This window comes from Streptomyces nigra (assembly GCF_003074055.1).
GTDB classification, from domain to species: Bacteria; Actinomycetota; Actinomycetes; order Streptomycetales; family Streptomycetaceae; genus Streptomyces; species Streptomyces nigra.
Map to the genome: position 1 here is coordinate 2,976,546 of NZ_CP029043.1, position 14,300 is coordinate 2,990,845.

At 73.7% G+C, this 14,300-nt stretch carries 11 protein-coding genes; 2 read left to right on the forward strand and 9 right to left on the reverse strand.

Translation table 11 applies throughout. The features are described from left to right. Window positions 1-75 precede the first annotated feature (75 nt). The 6 genes from manA to DC008_RS13635 all read right to left on the reverse strand — a co-directional run bounded on the left by manA (window position 76) and on the right by DC008_RS13635 (window position 6,564). A complete protein-coding gene (gene manA, locus DC008_RS13610; RefSeq protein WP_108707207.1) occupies window positions 76-1,227 on the reverse strand; it encodes a mannose-6-phosphate isomerase, class I in 1,152 nt (383 codons plus the stop codon). 130 nt (window positions 1,228-1,357) lie between these two features. After that, window positions 1,358-2,485: an SIS domain-containing protein gene (locus DC008_RS13615; protein ID WP_108707208.1), complete on the reverse strand. Its 1,128-nt coding sequence runs from the start codon at window positions 2,483-2,485 to the stop codon at window positions 1,358-1,360. A gap of 152 nt (window positions 2,486-2,637) precedes the next feature. Next, window positions 2,638-2,808 carry a Trm112 family protein gene (locus DC008_RS13620; RefSeq protein ID WP_078883827.1) on the reverse strand — a complete coding sequence of 57 codons (171 nt, stop codon included), beginning with the start codon at window positions 2,806-2,808 and terminating at the stop codon, window positions 2,638-2,640. 130 nt (window positions 2,809-2,938) lie between these two features. Further along, window positions 2,939-4,303 carry a phosphomannomutase/phosphoglucomutase gene (locus tag DC008_RS13625; RefSeq protein WP_108707209.1) on the reverse strand — a complete coding sequence of 455 codons (1,365 nt, stop codon included), beginning with the start codon at window positions 4,301-4,303 and terminating at the stop codon, window positions 2,939-2,941. A gap of 114 nt (window positions 4,304-4,417) precedes the next feature. Beyond that, a complete protein-coding gene (locus DC008_RS13630; protein ID WP_108707210.1) occupies window positions 4,418-6,034 on the reverse strand; it encodes an L-lactate permease in 1,617 nt (538 codons plus the stop codon). Window positions 6,035-6,186: 152 nt separating this feature from the next. Next, window positions 6,187-6,564: a DUF3499 domain-containing protein gene (locus tag DC008_RS13635; protein WP_030053098.1), complete on the reverse strand. Its 378-nt coding sequence runs from the start codon at window positions 6,562-6,564 to the stop codon at window positions 6,187-6,189. Between the two features lie 343 nt (window positions 6,565-6,907). Here DC008_RS13635 and DC008_RS13640 point away from each other — a divergent pair, with 343 nt between their 5' ends. Continuing rightward, window positions 6,908-7,348 carry a metallopeptidase family protein gene (locus DC008_RS13640; RefSeq protein WP_108707211.1) on the forward strand — a complete coding sequence of 147 codons (441 nt, stop codon included), beginning with the start codon at window positions 6,908-6,910 and terminating at the stop codon, window positions 7,346-7,348. 22 nt (window positions 7,349-7,370) lie between these two features. On the opposite strand, the gene DC008_RS13645 is transcribed toward DC008_RS13640, so the two are convergent. The 3 genes from DC008_RS13645 to DC008_RS13655 all read right to left on the reverse strand — a co-directional run bounded on the left by DC008_RS13645 (window position 7,371) and on the right by DC008_RS13655 (window position 13,103). Then, window positions 7,371-8,888, reverse strand: coding sequence for a DUF5719 family protein (locus DC008_RS13645; protein ID WP_108707212.1), 1,518 nt, complete (start codon window positions 8,886-8,888; stop codon window positions 7,371-7,373). Beyond that, window positions 8,885-12,583 (reverse strand): glycosyltransferase, encoded by a 3,699-nt coding sequence (locus DC008_RS13650; protein ID WP_108707213.1) that lies wholly within the window; start codon window positions 12,581-12,583, stop codon window positions 8,885-8,887. Before DC008_RS13650 ends, DC008_RS13645 begins: the two co-directional genes overlap by 4 nt. 256 nt (window positions 12,584-12,839) lie before the next feature. Next, window positions 12,840-13,103 carry a WhiB family transcriptional regulator gene (locus DC008_RS13655; protein ID WP_003975777.1) on the reverse strand — a complete coding sequence of 88 codons (264 nt, stop codon included), beginning with the start codon at window positions 13,101-13,103 and terminating at the stop codon, window positions 12,840-12,842. Between the two features lie 649 nt (window positions 13,104-13,752). Between DC008_RS13655 and DC008_RS13665 the strand changes: the two genes are divergently transcribed. Continuing rightward, window positions 13,753-14,274: a cysteine dioxygenase gene (locus DC008_RS13665; protein ID WP_108707214.1), complete on the forward strand. Its 522-nt coding sequence runs from the start codon at window positions 13,753-13,755 to the stop codon at window positions 14,272-14,274. Window positions 14,275-14,300 lie beyond the last annotated feature (26 nt).

The window sequence follows — 14,300 nt, forward strand, 5'->3', positions numbered from 1 at the left end:
TTGCCCGGCCTTTGCCGGTGGGCCATTGTCGCAGCCCGGCCGGAGCCCGGTGCCCCGGGGCGCCGAATGCCTCGGTCAGACGACGACCGTGGCCCGGAACACCGTGCCGGCACCGGACACTTCGGCCTTGTCGCCCGCCGGTACGAAGACCGACCGGCCCGGCGTCAGGTCGTGTTCCCCGGCGCGGACGGAACCCGATGTGCAGAGCAGGATCTGCGGGGTCGCGCGGGTGAGGTCGTGGGCGGTGGTGCCCTCCGGAAGGACGTACCGGGACAGCCGGAACTCGTCGATCGGGGTCTCGTAGACCTCCTCGCCGTCGGGTGCGGCCTCCGGGCGCAGCACGCCGGGGTCGCCCGCCTCGAAGCGGACGATGCGCAGGAGTTCGGGGACGTCGACGTGCTTGGGGGTGAGGCCGCAGCGCAGGACGTTGTCGGAATTGGCCATGATCTCGACGCCGAGGCCGGAGAGGTAGGCGTGCGGGATGCCGGCGCCGAGGAACAGGGCCTCGCCGGGCTGGAGCCGGACGTGGTTGAGGAGCATGGCGGCGATGACGCCGGGGTCGCCGGGGTAGTGGTGGGCGATGCCGGCGTACGGGGCGTGTTCGCCGCCGAGGCGGGTGCAGGCGGCCGCGGCCTCGGCGACGGTGTGGGCCATGGCGTCGCGGTCGGCGGTGAGGATCGCCGTGAGCACCTCGCGCAGGGCCGCCTCCTCGGGGCGGGCGTGCAGCAGGTCGACGTACGGCTTCAGGGAGTCGACGCCGAGGGCGTCGAGCAGACCGGCGGCCTGAACGGGGTCGCGGAAACCGCACAGGCCGTCGAACTCGGTGAGCGCGCAGATGAGTTCGGGCTTGTGGTTGGCGTCCTTGTAGTTGCGGTGGCCGGCGTCGACGGGGATGCCGCGGCGCTCCTCGTCCTCGTAGCCCTGCCGGGCCTGGGTGAGGTCGGGGTGGACCTGGAGGGAGAGCGGGGCGCCGGCGGCGAGGAGCTTGAGCAGGAAGGGCAGGCGGGGGCCGAACTTGGCGACGGTGGCCGCGCCGAGCTCCCGCTCGGGGTCGGCCTCGATCACCTCGGCGAGTGTGCCGCGGGCCGTGCGCGAGGGGGCGCCGGGGTGGGCGCCCATCCACATCTCCGCCTGCGGTTCGCCGGTCGGCTCGACGTCGAGGAGCCGCGGGATGGCGGTGGTGGAACCCCAGGCGTAGGGGCGGACGGTGTTGTCGAGGCGGTCCATGCGGGTTCTGCCTGCTCTCTGTGCGTGCGTGCCGGCGCGTACGAGCGCGGGTCTTCTTCGGTGGGACGGGGGCGCCCGTCGAACAACGGCGGCGGGTACGGCGGTTCGCGCGCGGGCGCCCGGGGACGGCTCAGGCGCGGGAGGCGAGCGCCAGATAGACGGCGGCGAAGTCCGTGACCGCGATCAGTTCCGCGAGGGTCTCCAGCTCGCCGCCCGGTTCGGGCTCCAGCTCGCTGATCGGCGTGTCGTGGCTGAGGGCCAGGTCGCGGGCGGCGGGCGCGGCGGTGAGGCCGCCGATGGGCCGGTCGCGCAGCAGCACCACGCGCGCGTGCAGGGCGGCCGGCTCCTCGACGCGGTCGCGGAAGAAGTCCTCGGGGTCGGCGCTGGCCGCGAGCCGGCCGGCGAGCAGGGCGCTGTGCGCGGAGAGGGCCTCGGGCAGTTCGGCGACGAGCGAGGGGTGGCCGGAGAGTTCGGCGAGCGCGGCGGCGAACCGGCGGCCGGCCGGGCCCGCGGACACGCCCTCCGTCCAGACCAGCGGCAACGCGTCGGCGAGTTCGGCGGCGAGCGTCTTGGCCGGGTTGCTGTAGGTCGCGACGGCCGGGCCGCAGCGCTCGGCGATGTGGTCGAGGCGGTCGGCGACCTTCTGCACGGCGTCCGGCGGGGCCGCGAGGACGCCGGTCCGGTCGAGGAGCGCGAGCAGGGGGGTGAGCAGCGCCCACAGCACGCCGGGCGCGGAGGCGGCGAGCGGGATGTCCTCGTCGTAGGGGGCGGTCGCCATCGGGACGAACAGGCCGTGGTTGTTGTGCACGGCCTCGGTGAGCGGGGAGCCGGCCGGGCCGACGGCGACGACGGTGCAGCCGCGCCGGTAGGCCTGCTCGGCGAGGAGCGACAGGCCGGGCTCGGTGCCGTCGGGGGTGGCGATCAGCAGCAGGTCCACGGAGCCGGCCCAGCCGGGCAGCTCCCAGCGCAGGGCGCCGCCGGCCGGTGCGACGCCGGTCGGCGCGAGCCGGGTGACGGGGCTGGTGGCGCCGGCGAGGGTGCCGAGGAGGTCGGCGACACAGATGGCGGCGGCGCCGGGTCCGGCGATCAGGATGGCGCGGGGGCGGCCGTCGGGCTTGAGGTCGTGGACGCCTGCCTCGGTGGCGTGCCGGGCCGCGGTGCGGACGCGGGCGCCTGCTTCCGCCGCGCCGCGGAGCAGGGCACGGCGGTCGGCCTCCGCGAGCGCTTCCGGCGCGTCGAGCAGCGATTCGTCGAGCATGGGCGGAAGGCCTCCGATCGCCGGGTCCTCTGGCGGCTCTGTCGTGCCGTGCGTCGGTGCGGGTGCTTCGTGCGTTTACGTCGTGCGGTGCGGGCCGGGCCCGCGCCCGCCGGGGGCAGACCGTGGCCCGGCGGGGGCCCGGCCGTGCGGTCCTAGGCGGGGCGGCGGGCCTCGTCCACGAGGAGGACGGGGATGCCGTCGCGGACGGGGTACGCCAGGCCGCAGTCCTGACCGGTGCAGACCAGCTCGGTGTCCTGCTCCTCCAGAGGGGCGTGGCAGGCCGGGCAGGCGAGGATCTCCAGGAGGCCGGCTTCCAGCGGCATGGCGGGTCCCTTCGGAGCGGGTGTCGGTGGTCCGTGTGCGTGTGCGGATGTGCCTGGTCAGCGTACCGCCGGTGGGGGCGGCTCGCGGGCGCTGCCCCACAGGTGCGCCGGGCCGCCCCGCGCGCGGGGCTCAGGCTCTGATGATGGCCAGGGCCTCGTCCCGCACCTTCGCCATCGTGGCCTCGTCGCGGGCCTCGGCGTTGAGCCGCAGGAGGGGCTCGGTGTTGGACGGGCGGACGTTGAACCACCAGTCGGCGGACGTCACCGTGAGGCCGTCGAGCTCGTCCAAGGTGACGCCGTCCCGGCCCTCGTAGGCGGCGCGGATCGCGGCGAGGCGGCCGGCCTGGTCGGCGACCGTGGAGTTGATCTCGCCGGAGCCGGCGTAGCGGTCGTACTGGGCGACCAGCCGGGACAGGGTGCCGTCCTGGCCGCCGAGCGCCGCGAGGACGTGCAGGGCGGCCAGCATGCCGGTGTCGGCGTTCCAGAAGTCCTTGAAGTAGTAGTGCGCGGAGTGCTCGCCGCCGAAGATCGCCCCGGACGTCGCCATCTCGGCCTTGATGAAGGAGTGCCCGACGCGGGTGCGCACGGGGGTGCCGCCGTGCTCCCGGACGACCTCGGGGACGGACCACGAGGTGATCAGGTTGTGGATGACGGTGCCCTGCCCGCCGTAGCGGGCGAGTTCGCGGGCGGCGACCAGGGCGGTGACGGCGGACGGCGAGACGGGCTCGCCGCGCTCGTCGACGACGAAGCAGCGGTCCGCGTCGCCGTCGAAGGCGATGCCGAGGTCGGCGCCCTCCTCGCGGACCCGCTTCTGCAGGTCCACGATGTTCGCCGGGTCCAGCGGGTTGGCCTCGTGGTTCGGGAAGGTGCCGTCCAGCTCGAAGTACATCGGGACGACGTCCAGCGGGAGCCCCGCGAACACGGTCGGGACGGTGTGGCCGCCCATGCCGTTGCCCGCGTCGACGACGACCTTCAGGGGGCGGATCGAGGTGAGGTCGACGAGGGAGCGCAGATGCGCCGCGTAGTCGTCCAGGGTGTCGCGCCGGGTGATGGAGCCGGTCGTGGCGGCCGGGGCCGGGGCGCCGGACGCGGTCCACTCCTCGACCAGGGCGCGGATGTCGGCGAGGCCGGTGTCCTGGCCGACGGGGGCGGCGCCGGCGCGGCACATCTTGATGCCGTTGTACTGCGCCGGGTTGTGCGAGGCCGTGAACATGGCGCCGGGCAGGTCCAGGGCGCCCGACGCGTAGTACAGCTGGTCGGTGGAGCACAGGCCGATCTCGGTGACGTCCACGCCGAGCCGGGCCGCCCCGCGCGCGAAGGCGCCCGACAGACCCGGGGACGAGGGCCGCATGTCGTGGCCGATCACGATCGCGCTCGCGCCGGTCACCCGGGCGAAGGCCGCGCCGAACAGCTCGGCCAGCGGCTCGTCCCACTGGTCCGGGACCACTCCGCGCACGTCGTACGCCTTGACGATCTGCGACAGATCAGCAGCCACGGGCAACCCTCCTGAAAGTCCTCACCGGGACCCCAAACTACCCGTAGCCACTGACGGCACGGTGCCTCGGTCCCGAGTGGACCCACAGTCGTAACCCGGTGGTCGGCCAAAGGGTCAGGGCAGCATCCAGCCGAGCACGGGTGAACTCTGGCCGACCACGATCAGACACATGACCAGCAGGAGCCCCAGGCTCCACGGCAGGACCTTGCGCAGCAGGTCGCCCTCGCGGCCCGCGAGCCCTACGGTCGCGCACGCGATGGTGAGGTTCTGCGGCGAGATCATCTTGCCGAGCACACCGCCCGAGCTGTTCGCGGCGGCCAGCAGTTCCGGCGACAGCCCCGACTGTCCGGCGGCGGTGACCTGCAGGGCGCCGAACAGGGCGTTGGCGGAGGTGTCGGAGCCCGAGACTGCGACGCCGAACCAGCCCAGCACCGGCGAGAGGAAGGCGAGTCCGGCGCCGGCCGCGGCGACGAAGTGGCCGATGGTGGCGGCCTGCCCGGAGAGGTTCATGACGTAGGCGAGGGCCAGCACCGAGGTGACGGTCAGGATGGCGTACCGCAGCTCGTGGACGGTCGCCAGCCACTCCTTGACGGCCACGCGCGCGTGCACGCCGAGCACGACGGCCGTGCACACCCCGGCGAGCAGCACGAGTGTGCCGCCGGTGGAGACGATCGGCCAGCTGTAGACGTTGGCGCCGACCGGGTCGCCGCCGGCGTCGGCGACGTCCAGGAAGGGCCAGTCGAAGGTCCGGGTGGCCCGGGCCAGGAAGTCCTTGACCGGCGGGATCTGGGCGACGGAGAAGATCACGACGATCAGCGCGTAGGGGGCGTAGGCCCGGACGACCTCGCCGCGCGGGTCGTGCTCGTCCAGTTCCTCGCTGCGCGTCCCGGTCAGCACGGACGCGCGTACGGCCTCCGTGGCGGGCACGCGCGCGTGCGGTACGGCGACCAGGGCGCCGGCGCCCGCCAGCGCGGCGCCGATGTCGGCGAGTTGGGCGGAGACGTAGTTGGAGGCGGCGAACTGGGCGACGGCGAAGGCTACTCCGCACACCAGGGCGGGCACCCAGGTCTCGCGCAGACCGCGCCGGCCGTCCACCAGGCCGACCAGCACGAGCGGCACGACGAGGGCCAGCAGCGGTGTCTGACGGCCCACCACGGAGGCGACGTCGTCCAGCGGAAGCCCGGTGACCTGGGCGAGGGTGACGACGGGGGTGCCCATGGCACCGAAGGCGACGGGCGCGGTGTTGGCGACGAGCGCGACGACCGCCGCCCGCACCGGGTCGAAGCCGAGCGCCACGAGCATGACCGAGCAGATGGCGACGGGGGCGCCGAATCCGGCGAGGGCCTCCAGCAGGGCGCCGAAGCAGAAGGCGACGACGAGCGCCTGGATGCGGGGGTCGTCGGAGAGACGCCCGAACGACCGCCGCAGGATGTCGAAGTGCCGGGTGCGGACCGTCATCCGGTACACCCACAGGGCGTTGACGACGATCCACAGGATGGGGAAGAGGCCGAAGACGGCTCCCTGGGCGGCGCTGGAGAGCGTCTGGTCGAGCGGCATGCCGTAGGCGAGCCAGGCGACCAGAACGGCTGCCAGGAGGCCCGTGAGCCCGGCCAGATGCGCCTTCATACGGACCGCGCCCAGCAGGACCAGGACGATCACGAGGGGCAGTGCCGCCACCAGGGCGGACAGACCGAGGGAGCCTCCGACGGGCTCCAGTTCCTGCACGTACACGACGCCTCCCCGGATTCCGCCATACGGAAAGCGATTTCTCGTTCCGGCCTAGGAATGGTCGTGTCCGCGACAAGCTGGCGTCAATGGGCGTGCAGCACTTGCCGTGAGGAGATCACGAAAAGGCGGAAGGAAGGCGTCCGGGGAGTCGGACGTCAGTTGTCGGGCGACCGCAGGACGCGCAGGTGCCCCCGGCGCGCGACCTCCATCGGGTCGGCCCCCCGTCCGCCGCCACCGCCGGCCTGGGCGGCACGCTCCTGCGGACGGGCCGCCTCACGCACGGCGTTGGCAAGCGCTTCCAGGTCGTCCCCGCTGGGGCGGGCCGGAGCGGAGCCGTCCAGCAGCCGTACGACCTCCCACCCGCGCGGGGCGGTGAGGCGCTCGGAGTGCTCGGCGCACAGGTCGTAGCAGTGGGGTTCGGCGTAGGTGGCGAGCGGGCCGAGGACCGCGGTCGAGTCGGCGTAGACGTACGTCAGCGTCGCTACGGCGGGACGGCCGCAAGCGGTGCGCGAACAGCGACGTACAGGGCTCACGACGTTGGACGGTACCGCACTCTTGAGCGGGCCGCGACGACTCTCCCCCAGGTCACCCCACCGTGTCGTGGTGTGAAACACCCCACACGCCCCTTTCACCCCACCTCTGTGACCTGCGAGGACGAGACGGCCCCGGAAACCGGCTCCGACCGGAAGTGGTCACCTCTCACCACAAACCCCGTCAATTACCACGACGTCGGCGGTCTCGGAGAGATACGGAAACGAGCCCAAGCTTGGCTGGAATGGTCATCTGGCGACATGCGGTACGGCCCGGCGCACACCGCCCCGACCGGCGCACGGAGATCCGGCGGGCGGCGGCCACGGGGACTACGCTTCGTCAGTGATGGACACCCCCGTACCGCCCCGTGCCGTCGGCCCCGGGCCCCGCCGCCGTGATCGCCACGGACGGGGCATGCGCGGCCCGATCGCACCGCCGCAGGTCCCCCTGGCCGCCAGCCGCGCCGACGCCTTCGCCGACCTGGTCCAGGACTCCGTGGAGCGCCTGGAACGCCGCTGGCCGCAGCTCGCCGACATCGATTTCCTCGTCCTGGAGGTGCCGCGCCTGGACGGCACCTGGAACGACGAGGCGGTCCCGCTCGGCGGCACCATCGCCGCCCGCGACGGACGGCCGGCCCGGGTGGTCGTCTACCGCAGGCCGGTGGAGATCCGCACCAAGGGCCGCGACGAGCGCGCGGCCCTGGTGCACGAGGTGGTCGTGGAACAGGTGGCCGAGGTGCTGGGGCTGACCCCGGAGACGGTGGACCCCCGCTACGGCGAGGACTGACCTCCGCGGCCGGGGCCGCCCGCTACCGCTGCAGCACCGAGAGGTCCTGGTCGGCCTTCGGCACGGCCACCGTCCCGCGGTCGTCGGGCAGGGTCTGCACCGTGAAGGCGGAGACGCCGTCCTGCCCGTCCGTGATCGTCCGGGCGCCGTGGACCTCGCCGCCCGACACCGACTCCACCGTCAGCGCGTACGTGCCCTTCAGACCGCTCGGCACCGGCGCCTGGACCTGCTGGGTCGTACCGGCCTTGATCGTGAACGACTTCGTGGCCGGGGTGCCGCCCCCGCTGCCCCCGGACGCGGTGACCTTGACCTCCGCCGCGCCGAACGGCGCCGTCAGCGACAGCGTCGTGCCCTTCGCGCGGTTGTCCACGACGGTCGCCCGGGTGCCGACCGGCCGGGTCGCCGGTATGAACGCCGTCTCCTGTCCGGCGCCCTTGCCGCGCACCACGCGCACGGCCGCGACCACGGGCACGGAGCGGCCCGTCGGGGTCAGCACCAGTGAGCCTGGTTCGCCGCGCATGACGTCGCCGAGGTCGACGGCGCCGGTCATGCCCGCCTTCAGGTGCAGCGTCTCGTTCCCGGCCGGGGTGATCTGGCCGGAGGGCGAGGCGAGGCGCACCTTCAGGTCCGCGTCGGCTTCACCCGGTGCGAACGCGATGAGCCGCACCGCCGTGGCGTCCTTCGGGATGCCGGGTATCACGAGGCTTCCCGCCGGGTCGACGGACGCGCCCAGCCAGTCACCGCCGAGCTTGTCGTCCAGCGCCTGCACCGAGGCGCCGACCCGGCCGCTGCGCACGCTGACGTGCACGGTGACGTTGTCCAGCTTCTCGGTGGTCAGCGTGGACAGCAGGACCGGGTCGTCGGAGTGCGGCGCGACCGTGATCCCCTCGCCGGTGGGGGTCTCCAGGGCGCCGTCCCTGCCGTACAGCTCGATGTCGACGACGGCGGCCGAGTCGTCCGGGTTCACCAGGTGCACATAGTCCGTGCGGTCGGCGGCCGTGCTGGCGCCGGGGAACCAGAAGTCGGTGTCCGGCGCGGTGCAGGCGGCGCCGAGCAGACCGCGGCCGGTGCCCGCGGCGACCTCGGTGGTCTGCTGCACGGTCCAGCCGGGGGCGAACTTCCCGTCGGCGGTGCCGACGAGCGCCGGCGAGTCCGATCCGGAGACGTCCTCGGCGAGGGGCTTGCCGGGCTCCTTGGCCGTCAGGAAGGCCTTGGCTTCCTTGTCGCCCTTGCCGTTCTTCTCGTCCTTGCCGGCCTTGCCGTCCTTCTCGTCCGTCGACTCGGTGACGGCCGGGCGCAGTTCGGCCTTGCCGTCGCCGCCGGTGCCCTTGGTGACGGGTGTGAACGAGGTGTACGTCGTCTCCGCCAGGTCCGAGACGCTCGGCGTCGGGCAGGTCAAACTCGTGCGCTCCACCGGCAGTTCGGCGGCCGTGGCCGTGGCGTCCGGCGCGGACGTGTCCGGGGAGGCGACGGCCGCGAACCCGGTCACGGCGGCGAGGGCGGTGGCACCGGCGATCAGGGACAGGGTCGTGCGGTTCACTGCTGGCTCCCGTCGGAACGTCCGCTGCCGTGCGGGTCCTGCCGCGCCGGGTCGTACGCGGGGTCGTAGCCCTGCTGGTAGGTCTGGTCGTAGGAGGCGTCGTAGGCCCCGGTCTGGTCCTGCCCGCCGTAGGCGTACGGGTCGTACCGGCCGCCCTGGTACGGGTCGGCCTGGTACGTCTGGTCATAGCCACCGCCCGTGTACTGCTGGGCGTCCTGGTACTGCTCGCCCTGGTAGCCGCCGTACTCGGGGCTCTGGTAGCCGGGGGTGTCCCACTCGCCGTAGGAGCCCTGCTGCGGGATGTCCGCCGGGGCGGCCGGGGGCTGTGGGGGCGGGGGGAAGCCGTCGTCCTCGGGGGCGTGTGTCTCCGGGGCGTCCGTGCCCTGACCGGCCGCCTCGGCCTCGGCCTCCGCCTGGGCGCGCAGCCGGCGGGCCCGCCGGCCCTCGCCGGCCATGGCCTCGGCGGGGACGGGCTGCTCCTCGGGCAGGTCGTCGTCGATGTCGCGGCGGCGGCCCGGGAGGGCCATGACGACGAGGACGACGGCGAGGAAGCCCTGTGCCCAGAGCCAGACGGTGTGGGTGAAGGGGTCGTCGTAGGTGACGTCCAGCCGGCCGCCGGAGGCGGGGAGTTCGAAGCCCTGCGCCCAGCCGTCGACCGTCGTCGGGGTGAGCGGCGTGCCGTCCAGGGTGGCCGTCCAGCCGTCGTCGGCGGTGTCGGCGAGCCGCAGGACGCGGCCGTCCGCGCCGGACCCGATCGTGGTGTGGATGTCCACGGGTCCTGCGGCGACGGGCTGCGGAGCGGCGGACGCGGCACCGGATTCGGCGACGATCGCCGCGCGGGACACCTCCCGGTCGATCCGCCACAGCGCGCTGCCCTTCTGCTCGCTGAGCCGCGACAGACCGGGTGTGGCGTCCAGCACGCGCGCGACCTCGCGCGGGGCGCCCTTGCGGACGAGGACGTAGCGGACCGCGAACGAGCCGAGCTGGTCGGCCTGGTCGGCGCCGGAGCCGGCCACGAGGTTCGCGACGATCTTGTCCAGCCGGGTGTTCTCGCCGTCGGCCAGGGCGAGTTCGGCGTCGCCCAGGCGGGCGCCGGAGCCGCGGACCAGCACATAGCCGACGCGGGCCGGGGAGTCGCTGTCGAGGACGAGGGTGCGGGCCTGGTCGCTGGTGCGGCTCTCCTCGGCGACGAACGCGGGCACCTGCACGGGGTCGCGGCGCTCCACGGGACCGTCGGCGCCGCGGATCATCCAGCCGGCGGCGAGCAGGAACGGGCCCGCCGCGGCGGCGAAGGCGACCAGCGCGGCGACCGGCTGACGCCAGCCGAAGCTCTGCTCGGCCACGCGGGCGCGTGCCCCGTCGGCGCCGAGCAGGGCGGCGGCCAGCAGCGCGAGGCCGTAGACGAGGGTCGCTGGCCCGGCCCAGGCCGAGCGGTTGGACAGGACCGCGAAGACGAGGCCCAGCAGGGCGGCCGCCCATGCCGTCCTGATGCCCAGCTGCCGCTCGGAGCGCAGCAGGGCGGCCAGCGCGGCCAGGACGATGCCGACGAGCATGAGTCCGTCGACGGTGCCGGGGCCGCCGGGGCTGGCGTTGAGCAGGTCGAGGGCGGACGCGGCCGAGGCGCCGTAGTCGAGGCCGGCCTCCTGGAAGAAGCCGAACGGCAGCAGCGTCAGCGACCAGGGGGCGAGCACCAGCAGGGGGACGCCGAGCTGCGCGAGGAAACGCAGGCCGTACGCGGTGATGTCGGTGCGCCGCAACGCCAGCAGGGCGACGCCGAGGACCAGCGCGATCGGCCACACGATCGGCGTGAAGGCGGTGGTGACGGTCAGCAGCAGGACGTAGGCCCAGGTGGCGCGCCAGCTGCCGCGGGTGCCGGAGGCGTTCGCCAGGCCGCTGGCCGCGATGCCGGCGCGTGCGATCAGCGGCAGCAGCACGGCGAGGACGGCGGTGCCGATCCGGCCGCCGGCGAGGGCTCCGGTGGCGGCGGGCAGGAAGGCGTAGACGACGGCCGCCCACGCGCGCAGCAGACGGGACTCGACGAGCGGGCGGGACGCGAAGTACGCGCTGAGCCCGGCCAGCGGCACCGAGCCGACGAGCAGCACGGTGACGGCGAGCCCCGTGGAGCCGAGCAGCAGGGAGGCGAGGGTCGCGACGATCGCGAGGTACGGCGGCGCGGACGCGGTGCCGCCGGCGCCGACGGGATGCCAGGCGTCCACATAGTGCGACCACAGCTCGCCGACGTCGGCCGGGGCGGGCAGCAGCGCGCCGCCCGCGAGGGCGCCGCCGCCGAGGAGCTCCCGGCAGGCGATCAGCGAGACGAGCAGCAGGACGAGGAAGAGCACCGGGGCCGGCTTGCGGGCGATGCGCTTGAGGCGCGCGAACTGCTCGATCTCGAGGAAGTCGGCGTCGTCGCCGCCGGGCCCGGACTCGATCGCGCTGCCGTGCCGGCCCGCGCCGGAGGCCACTTCGGGGTCGGAGCGGCCGACGAGGCTGCTCGCGGCCTGCTCGACGGTGGCGCGCACGGTGGCACCGGGCGGCGGGAACAGGGCGCGCAGCTCGGCCTTGTCGATGACGGGGGCCCCGCGCCGGCGGCGGCCGGCGATGATCCGCTCGGGGCGCAGCAGGGTGCCCATGAGACCGCGGATCTCGTCGAGGGCCTGGCCGGGGACCTTGCCGACGAGGTAGGCGAGGGTGCGCAGGACGGTGCCGACGACGACGCGCAGCAGCACCCAGGGCAGCACGGCGCTGCGGGTGTTGACGAGCAGGGTGTAGACGGCGCCGGCCTTGTCGACCTTGTGCGGGGAGGCGGCGGTGCGGCCGACGCAGTCGACGGCGCGGCGCTCGCGCGAGGCGGCCTCGGCGTGCCGGACGACAGCCTCGGGGGCGATGAGGACGCGGTGGCCGGCGGCGGTGGCGCGCCAGCACAGGTCGACGTCGTCACGCATCAGGGGCAGATGCCGGTCGAAGCCGCCGAGCTCCTCGAAGACGTCGCGGCGGACCAGCATGCCGGCGGTGGAGACGGACAGGACCGGGCGCACATGGTCGTGCTGCCCCTGGTCCTGCTCGCGGCGGTCCAGACCGGTCCAGCGGCGGCCGGAGTTGGCGATGGTGACGCCGACCTCCAGGAGCGCGCGGCGGTCGTACCAGCCGCGCAGCTTGGGGCCGACCACGGCGATGTCGTCGCCGCGGCCCAGCTCGTGTTCGGTCTCCACGACGCGGAGCAGCTGGGCGAGGGCGTCGGGCTCGGGGGCGCTGTCGTCGTGCAGGAGCCACAGCCACTGCACCGGCTCCCCGTGGGGGAGTTCGGGCAGGTCGTAGGCGTCGTCGCGCCAGGTGCGGGTGACGGGGTCCCAGCCGCTCGGGCGCTTGAGATAGGTGAGCTCGTCCGGGGTGAGGACGGGAGCCGTGCGGTTGGCCTCCTCGACGGCCTGGCCGAAGCCGGTGCGCCGGGCGAGGTGCAGGACGCGGTCGTCGCCGAGGGCGTCGGTGAGCAGCTGCGCGGACTGGTCGGCGCTGCCGGTGTCCGCCGCGACGGCGGACTGCACCGGGCGCTCCTGGCTCAGCAGCCCGGCGAGCGCGTCGGGCAGCCAGCGGGCGCCGTCGTGGGAGACGAGGACCGCGGTCACCACATGACGCGGGAACTCAGGTGTGGCAGCGGCGTCGTGCTGCGCTGCCGTGTGGCTGTGCACGGACATCGAGGTACAGGCCCCGGTTCGATGGACTGCGGTGGACGCCTGTGTCCCCGGGGGACAGCGGGACGTCTCGGACGAGCGCCCACACTACTGGCTGGGCATCACGGCGGCCCGCCGCCTGTGGACAACCCACCCGCGACGGGCCGTTCGAGATCTGTTCGAGACGTTGGGAGATGCGGAGGTACGGACGGATTCGCCCTCGCGCGCCCCGCCGCGCGGTCCCGCGGCGGGCGGTGGCGGCCGGGCCGTCGGCGGTCCGTCAGACGGCGGCCTTCTTCAGCCGGCGCCGCTCGCGCTCGGACAGGCCGCCCCAGATGCCGAACCGCTCGTCGTTGGCGAGGGCGTACTCGAGGCACTCGGAGCGGACCTCGCAGGCGAGGCAGACCTTCTTGGCCTCCCGGGTCGAGCCGCCCTTCTCGGGGAAGAAGGACTCGGGGTCGGTCTGGGCGCACAGCGCGCGCTCCTGCCAGCCGAGCTCCTCGTCCGCGTCGTCGACCAGCAGTTGCTGCACCAGCTCGGTCATGTGCGCCCCTCGTCCGTCTTTCGCGTCCCCGTGATGTAGCCGTTACCGATTTCGGCTGAACGACACGAGTGAAATTACAAGTGTGCTGCTCCGGGCGAGTCAAGCCGAGATCTGCTATTGGGCCCCTTATTCACTCTGCGGAACCAAGGCCTAGCGGAAAGTGTTCAAATCGTCCTAAACCTTGACAACCGGACAGGGCCCGAACGGGAGCGCACTCCCGCGCAAGGCCTGTACGGAACAAGACGCCCAGTCGTTCGATCTCGTTGCACACGCGCGCGGATGCGAACCGGATCACAGTCCGATCACAGGATCACAACGACGCCCGTGCGCCCGGATGTGCGCCATGTGTCCCGGCAACCCCGTGCACAAACCTTTCGCCAGACAGATGAACCGGATGGGGTGAAAGCTGTGCCACATCACCGGGCGTCGAGTTGACAGGCATACGTATGAACCGCTGTCCTTGTGGGCATGCTCGCGAATCCGGCACTCACCTCGACCCGCACCGCCGGGTCCCTCGGTGCCGCCCGCGCGTTCTGTAGCTGTTGCTGTCCCAGCTGTTGAGCCTCTTCCGCTCCGGCTGAAGGCCGCGCCGTACCCGGCGCGGCTGCCGTTCCCTCTGACCTTCTTCACTGAGGAACCACCGCACCCCATGAACAGCGACAGCGACCTCCAGATCGCCGGCGACATCCTCGAAGTCCCGCACCTCCTCCAGGCCCCGCGCGAGCACCCGTCCACAGTGGCGGAGTTCGTCGGCCTGGCCCGCTCCCTCGCCGCCGACCGGTCGCAGTGGGAGCACCTGGTCCAGTACGACGCGACGACCCGCTGGTACCACCGGCTGCGCACCGGACCCGGCTACGAGGTGTGGCTGCTGTCCTGGGTGCCCGGACAGGGCAGCGGCCCGCACGACCACGGCCCGTCCTCCGGCGTGCTGACGGTGCTGGACGGCACCCTGACCGAGCACACCGAGCGCGGTACGCACGTCCTGCGCCCCGGCGACGAGCGGGTCTTCGCGCCCGGCTACACCCACGACGTGGTCAACGACGCGCTGGAGCCCGCGGTCAGCCTGCACGTCTACTACCCGGGCCTCACCGAGATGCCGATGGTCCCCCGCACCCAGCTCCGCGCCGCCCCGGCGCCCGCGGCCTGCGAGGCGCGCCCGGTGTCCGCCTGACGCGTTGTCGTACCCGCCTGCCAGAC